The organism is Mesorhizobium sp. M1403 (genome assembly GCF_040317695.1).
Classification (GTDB): domain Bacteria; phylum Pseudomonadota; class Alphaproteobacteria; order Rhizobiales; family Rhizobiaceae; genus Mesorhizobium.
Map to the genome: position 1 here is coordinate 229289 of NZ_JAMYKY010000002.1, position 16643 is coordinate 245931.

At 61.3% G+C, this 16643-nt stretch carries 18 protein-coding genes and 1 pseudogene; 14 read left to right on the plus strand and 5 right to left on the minus strand.

From position 1 onward, the window contains the following. Positions 1–562: 562 nt before the first annotated feature. A complete protein-coding gene (locus NKH01_RS05745; RefSeq protein WP_353019410.1) occupies positions 563–868 on the minus strand; it encodes a hypothetical protein in 306 nt (101 codons plus the stop codon). Between the two features lie 681 nt (positions 869–1549). Next, positions 1550–2434 (minus strand): hypothetical protein, encoded by an 885-nt coding sequence (locus tag NKH01_RS05750; RefSeq protein WP_353019823.1) that lies wholly within the window; start codon positions 2432–2434, stop codon positions 1550–1552. 270 nt (positions 2435–2704) lie between these two features. Here NKH01_RS05750 and NKH01_RS05755 point away from each other — a divergent pair, with 270 nt between their 5' ends. Beyond that, positions 2705–2827, plus strand: coding sequence for a hypothetical protein (locus tag NKH01_RS05755; RefSeq protein ID WP_352515844.1), 123 nt, complete (start codon positions 2705–2707; stop codon positions 2825–2827). 7 nt (positions 2828–2834) lie between these two features. Next, positions 2835–3035 carry a DUF2905 domain-containing protein gene (locus NKH01_RS05760; RefSeq protein ID WP_352515845.1) on the plus strand — a complete coding sequence of 67 codons (201 nt, stop codon included), beginning with the start codon at positions 2835–2837 and terminating at the stop codon, positions 3033–3035. 747 nt (positions 3036–3782) lie between these two features. Here NKH01_RS05760 and NKH01_RS05765 read toward each other — a convergent pair. Next, entirely contained in the window at positions 3783–4043 is a 261-nt protein-coding gene (locus NKH01_RS05765; protein WP_352589131.1) for a DUF3072 domain-containing protein, read from the minus strand. Between the two features lie 268 nt (positions 4044–4311). On the opposite strand from NKH01_RS05765, the gene NKH01_RS05770 reads away from it, so the two are divergent. Then, entirely contained in the window at positions 4312–5352 is a 1041-nt protein-coding gene (locus NKH01_RS05770) for a GSU2403 family nucleotidyltransferase fold protein (RefSeq protein ID WP_353019414.1), read from the plus strand. 227 nt (positions 5353–5579) lie between these two features. Here NKH01_RS05770 and NKH01_RS05775 read toward each other — a convergent pair whose 3' ends face one another. Together NKH01_RS05775 and NKH01_RS05780 are read right to left on the minus strand one after the other, a co-directional pair. Beyond that, entirely contained in the window at positions 5580–5966 is a 387-nt protein-coding gene (locus NKH01_RS05775) for a type II toxin-antitoxin system VapC family toxin (protein WP_352589137.1), read from the minus strand. Then, positions 5966–6223 (minus strand): type II toxin-antitoxin system VapB family antitoxin, encoded by a 258-nt coding sequence (locus NKH01_RS05780; protein ID WP_353019416.1) that lies wholly within the window; start codon positions 6221–6223, stop codon positions 5966–5968. Before NKH01_RS05780 ends, NKH01_RS05775 begins: the two co-directional genes overlap by 1 nt. 519 nt (positions 6224–6742) lie before the next feature. On the opposite strand from NKH01_RS05780, the gene trbB reads away from it, so the two are divergent. From trbB to NKH01_RS05835, 11 genes and pseudogenes are all read left to right on the plus strand, one after another. Beyond that, positions 6743–7759 carry a P-type conjugative transfer ATPase TrbB gene (gene trbB, locus NKH01_RS05785; RefSeq protein WP_352589139.1) on the plus strand — a complete coding sequence of 339 codons (1017 nt, stop codon included), beginning with the start codon at positions 6743–6745 and terminating at the stop codon, positions 7757–7759. A gap of 74 nt (positions 7760–7833) precedes the next feature. Beyond that, positions 7834–8097 (plus strand): TrbC/VirB2 family type IV secretion system protein, encoded by a 264-nt coding sequence (locus NKH01_RS05790; protein WP_254818676.1) that lies wholly within the window; start codon positions 7834–7836, stop codon positions 8095–8097. After that, entirely contained in the window at positions 8097–8360 is a 264-nt protein-coding gene (locus NKH01_RS05795; RefSeq protein ID WP_352860558.1) for a VirB3 family type IV secretion system protein, read from the plus strand. The genes NKH01_RS05790 and NKH01_RS05795 overlap by 1 nt, the downstream gene beginning before the upstream one ends. 10 nt (positions 8361–8370) lie before the next feature. Beyond that, positions 8371–10878 carry a conjugal transfer protein TrbE gene (gene trbE / locus NKH01_RS05800; protein WP_353019420.1) on the plus strand — a complete coding sequence of 836 codons (2508 nt, stop codon included), beginning with the start codon at positions 8371–8373 and terminating at the stop codon, positions 10876–10878. After that, complete coding sequence (gene trbJ / locus NKH01_RS05805; RefSeq protein ID WP_353019422.1) at positions 10875–11624, plus strand: P-type conjugative transfer protein TrbJ; 750 nt, start codon at positions 10875–10877, stop codon at positions 11622–11624. Before trbE ends, trbJ begins: the two co-directional genes overlap by 4 nt. Before the next feature lie 12 nt (positions 11625–11636). Then, positions 11637–12005 carry a putative entry exclusion protein TrbK-alt gene (gene trbK-alt, locus NKH01_RS05810; RefSeq protein WP_353019425.1) on the plus strand — a complete coding sequence of 123 codons (369 nt, stop codon included), beginning with the start codon at positions 11637–11639 and terminating at the stop codon, positions 12003–12005. Further along, a complete protein-coding gene (gene trbL, locus NKH01_RS05815) occupies positions 12002–13372 on the plus strand; it encodes a P-type conjugative transfer protein TrbL (protein WP_353019428.1) in 1371 nt (456 codons plus the stop codon). The genes trbK-alt and trbL overlap by 4 nt, the downstream gene beginning before the upstream one ends. Next, positions 13369–14055, plus strand: a complete 687-nt coding sequence (trbF, locus tag NKH01_RS05820; RefSeq protein WP_352790897.1) for a conjugal transfer protein TrbF — start codon at positions 13369–13371, stop codon at positions 14053–14055. Before trbL ends, trbF begins: the two co-directional genes overlap by 4 nt. Positions 14056–14117: 62 nt before the next feature. Next, positions 14118–15116, plus strand: coding sequence for a P-type conjugative transfer protein TrbG (gene trbG / locus NKH01_RS05825; RefSeq protein ID WP_352846351.1), 999 nt, complete (start codon positions 14118–14120; stop codon positions 15114–15116). Further along, positions 15113–16326: pseudogene (locus NKH01_RS05830) on the plus strand (TraB/TrbI/VirB10 family type IV secretion system protein). Before trbG ends, NKH01_RS05830 begins: the two are co-directional and overlap by 4 nt. Beyond that, on the plus strand, positions 16323–16550 hold the full coding sequence (locus NKH01_RS05835; protein ID WP_352589159.1) for a DUF2274 domain-containing protein: 228 nt from the start codon (positions 16323–16325) through the stop codon (positions 16548–16550). Before NKH01_RS05830 ends, NKH01_RS05835 begins: the two are co-directional and overlap by 4 nt. The last annotated feature ends 93 nt before the right edge of the window (positions 16551–16643 follow it).

A 16643-nucleotide genomic window follows, 5' to 3' on the forward strand; every position in this document is an offset into this window, starting at 1 on the left:
CTTTCAGCGACGACTTGATTGCCGTTGCGGTTGTTGTCGATGTGGCCGTGGCTGTCACCGACCGGTTGTTAACCCAGGGGAGGGCGCTTACTCCACCGCAACCATGTCGTCCAGTTCCGTCGCGACGCACCGAAGCAGACTTTTTGCGGGCATCGGTGGCGGGACGAACATGTGATCTCCATAATGGATACGAGCCGGCGCCCATCGCGTCTGACCGGCGACCAAGCGCTCGCTGCAGAGAAAAGTTCCCGTCGAGCGGGATGCCGGGTTGCCTTCACACGGGATGTGCTGGTCGTCTCCTTCCACAGCGCACACGTGCCACGCGTCCTGGACGGGCGCGCCGCCTGTTGCCGAGAGCGACGATCGCGAATGCGAAGATCTGACTTGCTTCACCAGTAATCCGAAGACGCCAGGGACGCACTACGCTGGACTCGTGCCCTAGCCGTCGAGCTCCCATTTATCGGTTCGTCCGCCCCATATCCGGCTGGACCGCGCTGCGCCCTTGGGCTGTTCAAAGGCGCTTGCATCCTATGCCGACATCGGCCGTTGTATCGCCGGAGCGTCAACCCGCTGAAGTCCGGCGCTGCTTTCTCAGCCGAGTGATCGCCGACTTGTCGACCGTGATCACCCCGCCGCAGTCAATCCGTACAGTGAGTTTGTTCGCCCCGCGATCGATGCGGGTGACGTCCCCAACAAGAACCACTCGGTCGCCGGCCCGGACTTTGGGCGGCGGATCAATCGTATAAGGATGGTCATACGAAGGAATGCTCACCCTGGCGCGCCCGCTGGGGAGAATCGTGATGACCATACTTGCTAGCGCAACCGCATCGCCGACCTCAAATTCGCGAGGCATGTTAACGTGCAGCATGGTCTTCCTCCCGATGCTTTCCTAATTCACGCTTTGCTAAATTAATGCCCGGCCAACCAGGTTGGTTGCTTGCAATCGACTTCGGCGGTTCAATTCCAAGCTGGTATGCACTCCCAGTTGGCCTCGGATCGGCCTTGGTGCGTCAAATTCTGCAGAAAATGGTTTGACCTTCAGCGATGACTTTGGTGCGTCCCGCCCAGCTACGTGTTAGCGGAGCGGCGGACTTCCTCTCGGTTGGCGATGGCCATAAACGCGGAGCGTGGAGCGGAAATGGATCTTTCGCCTTCAGGTACGTCGTTCCGGTAAACTCGAGGAACGCCGATGCAGGAAGCAGGTATCGTCTGCTGTTCCCAAACTGACGCCTCCCTCGGAGTGGAAGCTGACCACCGGCCCCCGTTAGGTCTTGCCGGTGGGATTCCAAACGTCATAGAAGCCGGTCGATGGCTGTACCTGCCACGCGGGTTATTGGAGCCGGATCATCGATGCGGGTGTCGTGCGCCTACGCGCAGGTCAAGTTCGGTTTCGTGCGTCGGGAACTTCAACGCCAGCGATGCCATCATCCGGCAACGTTCAGCCAGGCCATAGGTTGTTCGCAATCGTTGCACATGGAGGCTCCGATCGCGTGACATTTCAACGCTAGAGCAACCGGACAGACGCTGGAAGCGACCCCAGCTTGAAAGGCTAGAACGATGACACAAGCCTTGCCCTTCTTCGCGCCAGACTTCGAGCTTTTTGGCGAGCTATCCTGAGCTCGGGCAGCGTTGGTTGCCACCAGCCTCGCTGCCGTTCCGTTAACCCGGCAGTACGCCGAGCGGGCCATGTTCTAATCAATTCAGCCAACGTCGCCGGACGCCATCTGCCCCAGACATGGTCGACGTTCGCCTCGATCAAATGCGGATAGAACGCCGCTAACTCCGAGGCGTCGACGAGTTCACCCGAAATGTCGGTGAAGACCACGATGCCGTATTGCTCCGTTGCCACGGCACGGCCAAGCTGGGGTAAATCGTCAGGAGGCAGTGGATAGCGACGTCGCCTGCGTTCGGCATACCGCAATCTGGCGGCTTTATATTCCTCGGAGTCTTTGGACGCTTCCCGTCGCCGTTTCCTCTCCTCCGGTTCTGCGTGGCGTGCGGCCCTTTCGATGCTTGGCCAATGGCGCTTCAACTCCTCGTAGGAGCGGAAAGGCACCCTCCAGGCCCGCAGTTCGTCGTCCCAGCTCGCCCATGGAACGGCTCGCAGTTCCTCGAGAACCGCCGGCGAATATGGCGTGCGGATGCGCAGGTCGTCTGCGACTTCCAGATACCGGCTCGACAGGGGATCGAAGGCGAGGGCATCCCGTCCCTTGCTGTCGTCATGTGCTGCTCGTAGATCCGCCTCTTGCGCAAGCCAGCGCTGGATGCGCCGTGCTGCAGTCTTTCCCGGCACGAACCAGCTTCTGCGCTCGTCGCTCCACCTGGCGCGCGGGAATGTCTGTCGAAACCGCTCAACCGCCGCTCGATCGTACGGAAAGCGCGCTTCGGCACCAGGAGCTGTCTGCGGTGCAGCAGGGGCGTCGGATTTTTCCATCAGATTGCGAAGCACAGCACTGCTCGCAAAGAACGCGGTGCAGGTCATTTGGGTCCAAGACCACCAGAACGTATGGTCTGCCCGCAAGGGGAAGCCAATGAGGCGATCGGTGAACTGCTCAACGCGCCAGCGTGGAGAACCTTCGCCGCGCCGGACCGTTTATTCTGCTCCAGGAGAGGTCCATTCATGCCCAGACGAGATGCAAAAAACCCAACGGCCAGACGGCCAACGAGCCCTCGTTCGCGTCCCTTGAAAGGCGAGGAGACGGAAGTGAACCACATCGTCGAAACGCAAAGTATATCGCCAGTCCAGGCGCGGGAGCTTGTGCGGCGCCACGGAAACGATTGGCGTAAGATCGATGAAGCCGCCAAGTCTTATAAGGACGACAGCTGATGCCGCCATGTCCAGAACTCTGATTGTCATTGGTTTGATCATAGTTGCCATCGGCCTATTGTGGCCCTGGTTGTCGCGGGTCGGTCTGGGCAAATTGCCCGGTGACATCGTGATCCAACGTGAGAACTTCACGTTTTATGCTCCGATCGGCACCGGTATTCTGATCAGCATCGTGCTCTCGTTTGTTCTGTGGCTACTCAACCGATAGCGAGGACGGCGAGCCCGCGTCGCCGGAGGAAAAGAACGACGCGGGCCGATCGGAGCTATCCGATTTGGCAGCAAAAATATGAGGGAAAGAGTTTGCTGCGTGGGCAGAACTTTCCCTGCGCGCCGGTGTTCCATCGCGTGAGGAAAAAAACCCGCCGCACAGTTTGATGCGGCGGGGCCGATCAAGCGCTGTTGCAGGGCGGGGGCTCGGGGTCGGGCATGCCCGGTGCGCGCGGATCAAGGAAACTTTAGATGCATCAGTTGCAATGCGTCCACCAACCGACGGTTGGAGAACACGAAGTTTGATTCCGAGAGCTTTGCCGGGAACTCAGCCTTGGCGCGGCACGTTGCTAAGTCGTTGCCTTCGCAAAGGATGCATGCAATGGCGAAAGACATACTCGCGAGGAAGAGCAACGCGGCGCCGAAAAAGTCCTCATCTGGGGCGCTGCAATCGCCCTTGTCCTTTTTGTGTCGCTGCTGGCCATATCCCTCATCGGGACGTCCTGATCTGTTTCGACTGCAGGATTGGACCGGCGGGCGCGAGGTCTTGGCGAGCGTAGAGGGATGCCGGGCTGCTGCACCCCATAAGCCGCTCCCTTCCGCCGTTTTGTCGTCTCGATCGCAAGTCGAGCAGCAACGCGCTCAATTCAGAAAAACTAATTGCGCGAGTCACAACCTGCAGCAAAACTGTCCCAATCCGACCCGATCGGCTGTCCTTCGCCGGGAGACGAAAAGCCACAACCGGACGCTACAGGCCTAACTTCTCCCGGAGTACATCAATGCGTTTAGAAGCTTCCGCCTTGCTGAGGCCGTCAGCATAGGCGTCAGGGTCGTCGGCCTGTTCGGCCAGAGTTTTCAAATAGGAGGCTTGTGCGGGAGTCATTGGGTCATCTCCGCTGACCCAATCTTCCGGGTCCTTTTCGACATTTGCCGATGTCTCGATTTTTGGGTTGTGCCGGTCGGCCATGATCAATCTCCCTTGATGATCACCACAATGAGAAATGATCATGATTTGTTCCGCCACTTTGGTAGGCTTTCTCACACCGTTTGCACTGGCCCGGTCTGCGGATCGAATGGAACCAGCGAAGGCCGTGTCCGAGCGGCGCTTTTGCTTCGACTGCGTTGCCGTAGAAAAGCTGCTCTGTCGTCATATTTTTTAATTAATACAGCTACTTCAACAGTCGCAATGGAATCACGTGAGAGCTGTTGCAACTGGCCGCTCCGCCGCCTATTGTGTATTGCAACAGCTCGGAGCTAAATGCAGGGTAACTGTTGAATTGGCTGATTTTGTTGAATTAAATAACGATCAGCGTCGGGAAAAAGTCAATTCCGACCAACGCTTCATTGCGCTCAAGGAGGCCCAAAGGAAGGCGAAGAGCTTTCGGGGATCCCTCGTCTGGCACACCGTGAACGGCATTGACCACTTGATGCGAAGCTACTACGACGCCGCTGGCGTGCGACACCAAAAGGCAGAGGGTCGGCGCTCGCCGGCGAGCGAAGCTGTCAAGGCGGATTGGGAAACAGCTCGCGCGTCCGCCCAAGAAACGCTCTCTGCGCGACAGGAGCAGATGGAGCGCCAATCTGCTGTCAATCGCGCGCTCCGACTTGGACGTGTTCCCCTGATCGCCGCAAGAATTATCAGGGCAATAGATAACGGCGGTCTTCTCGGGGAAGGCATTCGTATTGCCGGCACGAATGCGATCTACGCCTATGAGGCGGCGGCCGGAGTGTTCGTGGATCCCGGAATCACATCGACCCAAGATATCGATCTCCTCATGGACTCGCGCCAGTCCCTCCGGATCATGTCTGGCGCCAACGTCGAACATGGAGCGCTCATCAACCTTTTGCGCAAGGTCGATCGGTCTTTCGAGCGTTCATCCGCTACGTTCCGCGCGGTGAACCGCGACGGATACCTCGTGGATCTGATCAAACCGCTTGCAAACCCGGCGTGGAAGCCGAGCCGGGAAACTGTCGGGAAGGCCGACGACGAATTGGTGCCCGCCGAGATCGCCGGCCTGGCATGGTTGGAAAATGCCCCTGCTTTCGAAGCAATCGCCATCGATGAAAAAGGCGGACCGTTGCGGCTCGTGGTTCCCGATCCGCGTATTTTTGCCGCTCACAAATTCTGGGTCTCAAAACGAGCTGATCGCGAGCCAATCAAGCGCCGTCGCGACCTGGCCCAAGCGCAAGTGGTTGCCTGGCTGACGACGCAATATCTCGAGCATCTCCCCTACAAAGCAAGCGAGCTTCGGGTCCTACCAAGGGCCGTTTTCGATGAAGCCCATCATTTATTCGCGCGACCAGCGTCGCGGCCGTGAATGTCTGAGCTACATGTTGGCCGGCTGGATTGGCCCTCAACTTCCAACCGATCGAAGACGCGGCCCAGCAGCGCCAGATCGAAGGGACGAAAGACGCCAGCTTGCTCTGCTTTGGGACCAATTGGCATGACACCCCTTGATGCAGGCCCAGCCGACAGAATCGAAACTGATTGGGCGCTATTACAGGGTTCAAGCTGGAGACAGCCGATGATCTTAGAGTCTCGTGCTCATGCCGGTTCGATATCCGTTTGGGAGAAGTCTTTGCCGATGAAAAGCAGCGGTTCGTCTGCACGCTTTGCCAAAGCATAGGAGAGGCAATCGGCAAAATTCAGCGCCGCCGGGTGGTGGCCCTTGCCGTAGGTCAGCCAACCCTGGGTCGCCAGATCAACCAATTCGGAGTCGACAGGAATGATGTCGGCCTCGATTTTGCGCAGCCAAAGATCGATCTCGGCCAACGCGTGTTCGCCGCGCCTGCTGACCAGCACCATGCGTGCCTCGAGCACGCAGGTTGCCGGGACCAGACGGATTGGGTCGGAGACCAGCGCTCGTTCCAGCCGTGCTGCCTCAGGCTCGCTCCGAAGGATCGCTACAACAGCTGAGGTATCGATCACCATCAGTTAGGGATTCCATGCTCGTCGTACCCGATGATCTCCTCGTCGCCGCGACTATCCAGTTCAGGCAATCGTGCCACTCTTTCTCGGATGGCGCGCAATTCTGCCAGCAGACGCTCCTGAGCGGTCTCTCCAAAGCCCAAGCGATGCAAGCGCTCGCTAAGGGCCTGATGAATGGCTGCTGTCTTACTGATACCCTGGCGGCGTGCGAGTTCATCGGCGAGAGCAACGGTGGCCGGATTTTTGATGTTCAGGGACACGAGAAACTCCAAAAATCTACCTTTCTGGCAATTTCTACCATAGTTCTCTAGGCTCTTCAACATACCTGCCAGGCTCGCCTACAGCCGCGCCGCGCCGGGGCCGACCTCTGTGTGGACCTGGCTCGTCGCGCCAACCGGCTGCTCGCGGCGGCGCCGAACTTCGCGGCAGGGACGCCGACGAGATGGTGGCGCTGCTGATGGAAGACATCACCCCTTGAAGTGTCGGGCGGTCGATGACACTGGTCGGTGGGTCTCGATCGGCGAAAGCGATCCTTGTTGGTCGATGCCGGCAGCAGATATGCCTTCTCGTAGATATAGCCGCCTGTTCTTTTTGAGCGGCGATGGCCAGTCGGGCACCGGGTTGCTGAGCTATCGCGGTCGCGGCACCGCATTTCGCAAGTCTCTGCACGTCATGGCACGATCGCCGGCTTTGCTTGTTGCAAGGCCGACGCTCCTGCCTTTTCTAATGATCCCCGACCGCGGCACGAAACAGTTCGTGGCGAGAAACGGGGACACCGCATGGCGACCAACCATCATGCCAGCAAGAGAGTGGTGTCGCGCGGCGCGCGCATGCTCCGCACCGCCCTCGGCCCGGCCATAGCAGCCTTCCTTGACGATCCAGCCATTGTCGAGGTGATGCTGAATCCCGACGGTCGCCTGTGGGTTGATCGTCTCAGCGAAGGACTCGTTGCAAGCAATGAAATCCTGATCGCGGCCGACGGCGAACGGATCGTCAGGCTGGTGGCGCACCATGTCGGTGCGGAGGTGCATTCGGGCTCGCCGCGCGTTTCGGCTGAACTGCCTGGAACCGGCGACCGGTTCGAGGGTCTGTTGCCGCCTGTTGTCGCGGCACCAACATTCGCCATCCGCAAGCCGGCAGTCGCGGTGTTCACGCTTCAAGACTATGTCGCCGCCGGCATCATGACCGAAGGCCAGGCTGACGTCCTGCAGCTTGCCGTGGAGACACGGAAGAACGTGCTGGTGGCCGGCGGCACATCGACGGGCAAGACCACGCTGGTCAACGCGCTTTTGGCGGAGCTGGCTAAATCCGCCGACCGCGTCGTGCTGATCGAGGATACGCGCGAGTTGCAGTGTGCTGCGCCCAATCTTGTGGCGCTGCGCACCAAGGATGGTGTCGCCTCGCTTTCCGATCTGGTGAAGTCGTCGTTGCGGCTTCGGCCCGATCGCATTCCGATCGGCGAGGTACGCGGCGCGGAAGCGCTCGATCTGTTGAAGGCCTGGGGCACCGGCCATCCCGGCGGCATCGGCACCATTCACGCCAATTCTGCCATTGGCGCACTGCGCCGACTGGAGCAGCTCGTGCAGGAGGCCGTCGTTACGGTTCCGCGCGCACTGATTGGCGAAACCATAGATCTCATCGCGGTTCTCGCTGGCCGCGGCTCAGCGCGCCGGCTCGTCGAGATCGCCTTGGTCGACGGGCTCGATCCGGCCACCGGCGACTATCGCACCCTGGAAGCAAATCTCGAGACCACAACGACCTTGAATCACCACTCGCCCTATGGAGCTTCAGAATGACCCAGATCCGCTTCAATTCATCGGCTATCCGTAAGCTTGCCGTGGAGCTGTCGTATGCGGCTACCGCTGCGATCATGATGATTGCGCCCGCCCATGCTGCCGGTTCTTCCATGCCCTGGGAGGAGCCGCTTCAGCAAATCCTCGAATCGATCGAGGGACCAGTCGCCAAGATCGTGGCGGTGATCATCATCATCATCACCGGCCTTTCGCTCGCCTTCGGCGACACCTCAGGCGGATTTCGCCGGCTGATCCAGATCGTCTTCGGGCTGTCGATCGCTTTCGCGGCAAGTTCGTTCTTCCTGTCCTTTTTCTCCTTCGGCGGCGGAGCGCTGATCTGATGGATGAGGAGATCCGTGGGTTTTTCGCGCCGATTCATCGCGCACTCACCGAACCGATCCTGCTCGGCGGCGCGCCACGTGCAGTCGCGATTGCCAACGGCACGCTGGCCGGCGCGGTCGGATTGGGACTTCGTTTGTGGATCGCGGGGCTCATCATCTGGGCGGTCGGGCATCTCGTGGCCGTCTGGGCGGCAAAGCGCGATGCGCAATTCATCGATGTGGTTCGCCGGCACCTTCGCTATCCCACGCATTTCGGATGTTGAGGTTTTCGCCATGATGAACCTCGCGGAATACCGAAAGAAGGGTGCCAGCCTCGTCGATTATCTGCCTTGGGCCGCCCTGGTGGCGCTGGGCGTCGCGCTGAACAAGGACGGCAGTTTTCAAAGAACGGCGCGCTTTCGCGGGCCGGATCTGGACTCCGCCACGCCGGCCGAGCTGGTCGGCACAACCGCGCGGCTCAACGGCGCGCTGCGCCGCCTCGGCTCCGGCTGGGCAATCTTTGTCGAAGCCCAGCGCAATCCTGCCAGCGGCTACCCCGACAGCCGGTTCCCGGATTGCGCATCCGCGCTTCTCGACATCGAGCGTCGCGAACAGTTCGAAGACTCTCGTGTGCTGTTTGAAAGCAGCTACTTCCTCACTTTCGTGTGGCTGCCTCCGGGCGAGGAAGCGTCGCGAATGGAGAGCTTCCTCTACGAAGGCCGGGAAAAGGCGGGTGTCGATCCTTGGGAGCTCCTGAAGACTTTTGTCGATCGCACCGACCGCGTGCTCAACCTCATCGAGGGCTTCGTTCCGGAAGCCGGCTGGCTCGATGACGGAGAGACACTGAGTTACCTACACTCAACCATTTCGACCAAGCGGCATCGCGTTCGCGTGCCAGAAACGCCGATGCATCTGGACGCTCTGCTTGTCGATCAGCCGTTGGCCGGCGGGTTGGAGCCGAGGCTTGGCGATGCGCATCTGCGCACGCTCACCGTCACCGGGTTTCCGACGATGACCTTCCCGGGGATTCTCGACGATCTTAATCGCCTTGCCTTCCCCTACCGCTGGTCGACGCGGGCGATCATGCTCGACAAGACCGACGCCACCAAGTTGGTGACGAAGATACGCCGTCAGTGGTTCGCGAAACGGAAATCCGTCGCCGCGATCCTCAAGGAGGTGATGACCAACGAGGCGTCCGTCCTCGTCGACACGGATGCCGCCAACAAGGCGGCCGACGCGGACGCGGCGCTCCAGGATCTGGGCTCTGATCAGATCGGCGAAGCCTATGTCACCGCCACCGTGACTGTCTGGGATGCCGATCCCTCGATTGCCGACGAAAAGCTGCGTCTGGTCGAGAAGATCATTCAGGGCAGGGACTTCACTTGTATCGCCGAGGGCGTCAACGCTGTCGAGGCTTGGCTGGGCAGTATCCCTGGCCATGTCTATGCCAATATTCGCCAGCCGCCGCTTTCCACGCTCAACCTCGCGCACATGATTCCGCTCTCCGCGGTCTGGGCAGGGCCGATCGAGGACGAGCATCTTGGCGCTCCGCCGCTGTTCTTCGCCAGAACGGAAGGCGCCACACCGTTCCGGTTCAGCCTGCATGTCGGCGACGTCGGCCACACCCTCGTCATCGGCCCGACCGGCGCCGGCAAGTCGGTCCTGTTGGCGATGATCGCGGTTCAGTTCCGGCGTTACGAGAACAGCCAGGTCTTTGCCTTCGATTTCGGCGGCTCAATTCGCGCGGCCGTGCTCGCCATGAATGGTGATTGGCACAGTCTCGGAAGCAATGCAGCAGGCGGGCAGGGGTCTGACGATCCGTTGCCCTTGCTCACCTTGGCCGATCTGTCGGACGACGTTCACATCGTGTCGCTGCAGCCGCTTGCCGGCATCCATCATACGCCAGAGCGGGCCTGGGCGGCCGACTGGCTTGTCGACATTCTACTGCGCGAAGGCGTGCCCATCACGCCACAGGTCAAGGAACATCTGTGGTCGGCGCTGACGTCGCTCGCTTCGGCGCCAGTCCAGGAGAGGACGCTGACTGGCCTGTCCGTGCTGCTGCAGTCCTCGCCGCTGAAGCAGGCGCTTGGTCCCTATTGCATCGGCGGCGCTTATGGTCATCTGCTTGATGCCGAGCATGAGCGTCTCGGCGAAGCCTCCGTCCAGGCGTTCGAAACCGAGGGCCTGATCGGTACAGGTGCCGCTCCCGCCGTGCTTGCCTATCTTTTCCACCGCATCGAGCAGAGGATGGACGGCCGGCCAACACTGCTGCTCATCGACGAGGGCTGGCTGGCGCTCGACGATGGCGGTTTCGCCGACCAGCTGCGCGAATGGCTGAAGACGCTGAGAAAGAAGAACGCCAGCGTGGTCTTCGCCACGCAGTCGCTTTCCGACATCGATGGATCGCCAATCGCGCCGGCAATAGTCGAAAGCTGCCCGACGCGGCTGTTCTTGCCGAACGAGCGCGCCATCGAGCCGCAGATCACCGAGATCTACCGACGCTTTGGTCTCAACGATCGCCAGATCGAGATCATCGCCCGGGCGATACCGAAGCGCGACTATTACTGTCAAAGCCGCCGCGGCAACCGTCTGTTCGAACTGGGGCTCGGCCCGATCGCGCTGGCGCTCTGCGCCACATCGTCCAAATCCGAGCAGGCCGCGATCGACCGGATTATCGCCGAGGCCGGCCGTGACCATTTCCTCGAGGCCTGGCTAGCGGAGCGCGGTCTCTCCTGGGCGGCAGACCTCATCCAAAATCTCACCAATGTGATCGACCAGTCCACAGAGGAGATTTCGTCATGAATTCCATTCTTGCGGGCAACCGTATCCGCCGCCTGGCGGCAGCCGGCGCCATCGCCGTCGCCACGGTGCTGTCATCGGCACCAGCATCAGCGCTGATCGTGTTCGATCCCAGGAATTACGCCGAAAACCTGCTTTCGGCGTCGCGTGCCCTGGAGCAGATCCACAACCAGATCACCTCGCTGCAAAATGAAGCGCAGATGCTGATTAACCAGGCGAAGAATCTCACTTCGCTGCCGACCTCGCTGCTTGGCCAGATTGAGGCCAATTTTTCCGAGATGAAGACCCTGCTCGGCGAGGCCGAGAAGCTGGCCTATAGCGTCCAGGACATCGAGAGCCAGTTTACCTCCACTTACAAGAATTTCGGGTCGGATCTCTCCAGCCAGCAGCTTGTTGAGGGCGCGCATCAACGCTGGCAGACCTCGGTGTCTGCCTTCGAGCATTCGCTGAAGGCGGCGGCCGTCGCGGTCGACAACATCGCAGGGACACAAGAGCAGACGAGTGCGCTGGTCAGCGCCAGCCAGTCGGCTGTGGGCGTGCTGCAGGCGGCGCAGGCCGGCAACCAGCTTCTTGCCGTGCAGGCCAAGCAAGTTGCCGATCTCACCGCGATGCTGGCGGCACAAGGAAGGGCCGAGGCCCTTGAGCAGGCGAGGCGGGCAGCCGCGCAGGAGCAGGCGCGGGAACAGTTCAGCCGTTTCATGACGGGCAGCAGCTACAGCCCGTCATCCGTAAAAATGTTCCACGACTGAGGCGAAGAGCGCATGGATCTCAAGATCGCCGCCCGGATGACAGCCGTTCTTGCCCTTGGCGCCGCCATGACCGCCGCCTTCATGGCGCTGCGCGGCGACGGCTCGCAGGACGCGTCCTCCCCGCGCTCCGCACATCCGGGCGGCGAGCCGGCAAGCATCGAACTTGCCCGATGCCGGGACATCGGCATGGCGGCGATTGATGACGACGCCTGCAGGAAAGCCTGGGCGGAAAACCGCCGGCGCTTCCTGCGGCCATCTCGTCCCGTAGCGCCAAACGCGGCTCCGTCGACCGAAAAGGACTCGAGCCGAATGTTGCCGCTGCAACCGCCAAAGCCGTCTCCCGCGGAAGACCGGCTCCATCCGGAAACGGTGGCGCCATGAACGACACCGGCGTTATCGACCGCTTCCTCGAGACTTTCACTCGCTACATCGATTCCGGGTTTGGCCTGCTCGGCGGCGAGGTGGCATTCCTCACCTCCACTCTGATCGTCATCGACCTCACGATTGCCGGCCTGTTCTGGGCTTGGGGTGCTGACGAGGACGTGCTGCACCGGCTGGTGAAGAAGACGCTCTATGTTGGCTTCTTCGCCTTCATCATCGGCAACTTCAATCGTCTGGCCGGCATCGTCTTCGAGAGCTTTTCCGGGCTGGGCCTGAAGGCTGGAGGCTCGGCACTTTCAGGCTCGGCATTGCTGCAGCCGGGCCGCGTCGCGCAGGTTGGAATAGACGCCGGCAATCCGATCCTCGAGGCCGCCAGCCAGCTGATGGGCTATGTCTCGTTCTTCGAGAATTTTGTCCAGATCGCAGTCCTGATGATCGCCTGGGCAATCGTACTGATTGCGTTCTTTCTTCTGGCCGTCCAGATCTTCGTCACGCTGGTCGAATTCAAGCTGACGACGCTTGCCGGGTTTGTGCTGCTCCCCTTTGCGCTGTTCAACCGGACCGCCTTCCTTGCCGAAAAAGTGCTCGGCAACATCGTTGCCTCCGGCGTTAAGATCCTGGTCCTTGCCGTCATCGTCGGCATCGGCTCGGGCCTGTTCGGCGAGTTCACCCAAGGCTTCGGCGCCGAACAGCCCACAATCACGGATGCGCTGTCGCTTGTCCTGGGCGCTCTGTCGCTGATGGGGCTGTCGATCTTTGGTCCCGGCATTGCGACGGGGCTGGTTTCTGGTGCCCCGCAACTGGGCGCAGGTGCCGCTGTTGGCACAAGCCTCGCCGCTGGCGGTCTTGGCGTGGCCGGCGCCATGGGTGCGCGCGCCGCAATAGGCGGTGGTGCAGGCGCGCTCAATGCCGGTGGGCGCATATCGGCAGCAGCCGCCCGCGGCGGCGCGCATCTGGCCGGCAGCACTTCTGCCGCCTGGGAACTTGGCGCAGCGACATCTGGAAGAGGTGGTGCAGGCTCGGTCGCCGCCGGCATGGCGGGTGTCGCGAGGACTGGCGCCAGAGCTGCCGTTCAACCGGTGAGGCAGGCCATGTCGCGTGCTGCGTCGGCCCTGTCCGACAGCTATGAGGCCGGCCGCTTCGCAGCTTGGACGGCAACGAGTGGAGAGCGGTCGTCCGGGAGGGCTTCCTCGGATGACTGGGCGGGCGCCGAATCCAGTGCTGCCTCGCCGCCCGCATGGGCAAAACGCATGAAGCGCGCCCAAGCCACGAGCCATGGCGTCAGCATCGCCGCGCATTCAGTTCACTCGAGTGATCATGGCGGCGGCTCAATGAATGTTTCCCTCGATCAGGACGACCGCCGATGACCCCCTTTAAACGCCCTTTTGTTCGTTACGGAAAAACGCCTCATCCCGAGACGCCATATCAGCGTGCCGCCCAGATTTGGGACGAGCGCATCGGCTCGGCTCGCGTCCAGGCGAAAAACTGGCGGCTGATGGCCTTCGGCTCGCTCGTCCTGGCCGGCGGTTTTGCATCCGCATTGGTCTGGCAGTCGACGCGCGGCTCGGTGGTTCCCTGGGTGGTTCAGGTCGACAAGTTTGGCGAGGCGCAGGTTGTCGCCCCGGCCGTTGCCGACTATCGGCCGACCGATCCTCAGATCGCCTGGCATCTGGCCCGCCTCATCGAACAGGTCAGAAGCATTCCGGCCGACCCGGTCATCGTCCGCCAAAACTGGCTTCGCGCCTACGATTACACCACAGACCGCGGCGCCATTTCCCTCAATGATTACGCTCGCTTGAACGACCCTTTTGCCAAAGTGGGCAAACTCCAGGTCGCCATCGAGGTTTCCAGCGTCATACGTGCTTCGCCGGATTCGTTCCGCGTCGCCTGGATCGAGCGCCGCTACGAGAATGGCAATCTGGCCGGCACCGAGCGCTGGACCGCAATCCTCACCATCGTGATTCAACAACCCCGCGACGCCGACCGGCTCAAAGCCAATCCGCTCGGCGTCTATGTCAACGCCATCAACTGGTCGAAGGAGCTTTCATGATGCGTGCGGCACGAACAAGAACATCGGCGAGACCGGCCACGCGCAATGCGCCCAAGGCGCGTATGCTTGTCCTGGCACTGCTGTCAGCAACGGCGCTCGCCGGCTGTGCTTCGAAGAAATATATTCCGCCGGAAATCGCCTATGACGATGCGGTGGCTGCCGTGCGCAAGGTCGACCCGCCTGGTCCGGTGAAGGTGGTGGAAGTGCCGAAACCGCTTCCGCTGCCAGGTCAGTTGAAACCGGTCGAGGCCATGAAGGTGAAGCCGGAACCGACCGATCCGAAGCAGCGGATCAGCCAGGCGAACGAGGCAGCGAGGATGCAGCCGGTTCGCGACGGGTTCGTCAATGCCATCCAGCTTTATCCCTGGAGTGAGGGCGCGCTCTACCAGATCTATGCCGCGCCCGGCCAGGTCACAGACATCGCCTTGCAGCCCGGGGAGCAGCTTGTCGGCTCCGGGCCTGTGGCCGCCGGCGACACGGTGCGCTGGATCATCGGCGATACACAAAGTGGGGCAGGGGAGCGCCAGCAGGTCCATATTCTTGTGAAGCCGACACGGCCAGATCTCCAGACCAATCTCGTCATCAACAGCGACCGCCGCACCTATCATCTCGAGCTGCGCTCGACCGAAAAGACCTACATGGCTTCCGTCTCCTGGCAGTACCCGCAGGACCAGCTGATTGCGCTGCGGCGGCAGAATGCGCAGGCTTCCGCCGCACAGCCGGTCGCGTCCGGCGTCGACATTCAGAAGCTGAATTTCCGCTATCGCATCGAGGGCGACACAGCACCCTGGCGGCCGCTTCGCGCCTTCGACGACGGTGCAAAAGTCTATATCGAGTTCCCGTCAGGCATAGGGCAGGGCGAAATGCCGCCGCTCTTTGTCATCGGCCCATCGGGCGGCTCGGAACTGGTCAACTACCGTGCTCGCCAGAATTACTACGTCGTCGATCGGCTGTTTGCCGCCGCTGAATTGAGGCTCGGCGACAAGACGAGCGAGAAGCGCGTCCGCATCGTACGCACGGACGGGAAACGAACCTCGCCCAGCACCAGGCTGTTCCGATGAGCGACCCTGCAAATGTGCCCAACCAGGACATTCGAGCGGAACTGCGCCTGCGGCCCGAGCCGGCCAGGGTCACGCGATTGTCGCGCAAGACGCTGTTAGGCGTTGGTGGAATTGCCAGCGCTGCGATCCTCGGCACGTTGATTTGGGCGCTCGACACCAGACGGCGCGGGATCGAGCAACCGCCCGAGCTCTTCACCACCGAAAACCGCACGACAGCCGACGGGCTGCAGACCCTGCCTAAGGATTATGCTGGCGTTCCGCAACTCGGCCCCGCGCTGCCTGGCGACCTCGGCCGGCCGATCTTGCGTGCCCAGGAGCGCGGCCAGCCGGTTGTGCCGTCCAACATCAGTGCGCTGCGCGCCGATCCGGAAGAACAACGCCGACTGGCCGAGATCGAGGCCGCACGAGTGGCAAAACTTTTCACCGATACCAATGTGCGGCCAAGTCCGGTGACACAAGGTGCTGGTGCGGGAAATACCGTCGCAAACGCGTTGTCCGGCCCGATATTGCCGATAGAGGAGCCATCGCTCGAGCCTGGTGCCGCGCAAAACATGCAGGACCGCAAGCTCGCCTTCGTCAATGCCGAGCCAGAACGTCGCACCGTCAGTCCCAATCGGCTCGCCGAGAAGCCTCGCCCTATGTGGTGCAAGCTGGTACCGTTATACCGGCTGCCCTTATCACCGGCATCCGCTCCGACCTGCCCGGCGAGATCACCGCTCAGGTCACGGAAAATGTCTACGACAGCCCGACAGGATCCAATCTTCTGATCCCCCAGGGTGCGAGGCTGATCGGCCAGTACGACAGCCACGTCGCCTTCGGCCAGTCGCGCGTGCTGCTGGTCTGGAACCGGCTGATCATGCCTGACGGCACCTCGATCGTGCTGGAGCGCCAGCAGGGCGCAGACGCTGAAGGATTTTCCGGGCTGGAGGACGAGGTCGACCGTCATTGGGGCCAGATGTTCCGGGCCGCAGCACTCTCGACATTGCTGGGCATTGGGACATCGCTTGGGTCCAGCGACGACGAAAGCGAAATCGCCAAGGCCATCCGCGAAAGCGCGCAGGATTCGGCCGCCAATATTGGCCAGCAGCTCGTACGCAATCAGCTCAATGTCCAGCCTACGCTCACCGTGCGGCCCGGTTTTCCGGTTCGCGTGATTGTCAATCGCGACCTTGTTCTTATACCTCACCGCACGCCGAAGGATCCATCATGACCAAGCTGAAACTTTCCGCCATTCCCGATGACCGTCCGGTCAAGATCACGGCCGAACTGCCTGCCGCCGTTCATCGCGACCTTGTCGCTTATGCCGATGTGCTTGGCCGTGAAAGCGGCCAGACAATCGCAGATCCGGCAAAGCTGATCGCACCGATGCTGGCACGGTTCATGGCAACGGACAGGGCATTCGGCCGAATGCGTTCCAACACGAAGTCAGGGTAATCAACGGCAGCGATCGGCCTGTTGTCTGCTCGGCCTGACGGTTGTCCGCACTGAGAGCCACCCCGCATCTGCTCAAGATCAGCATTGCGGTCC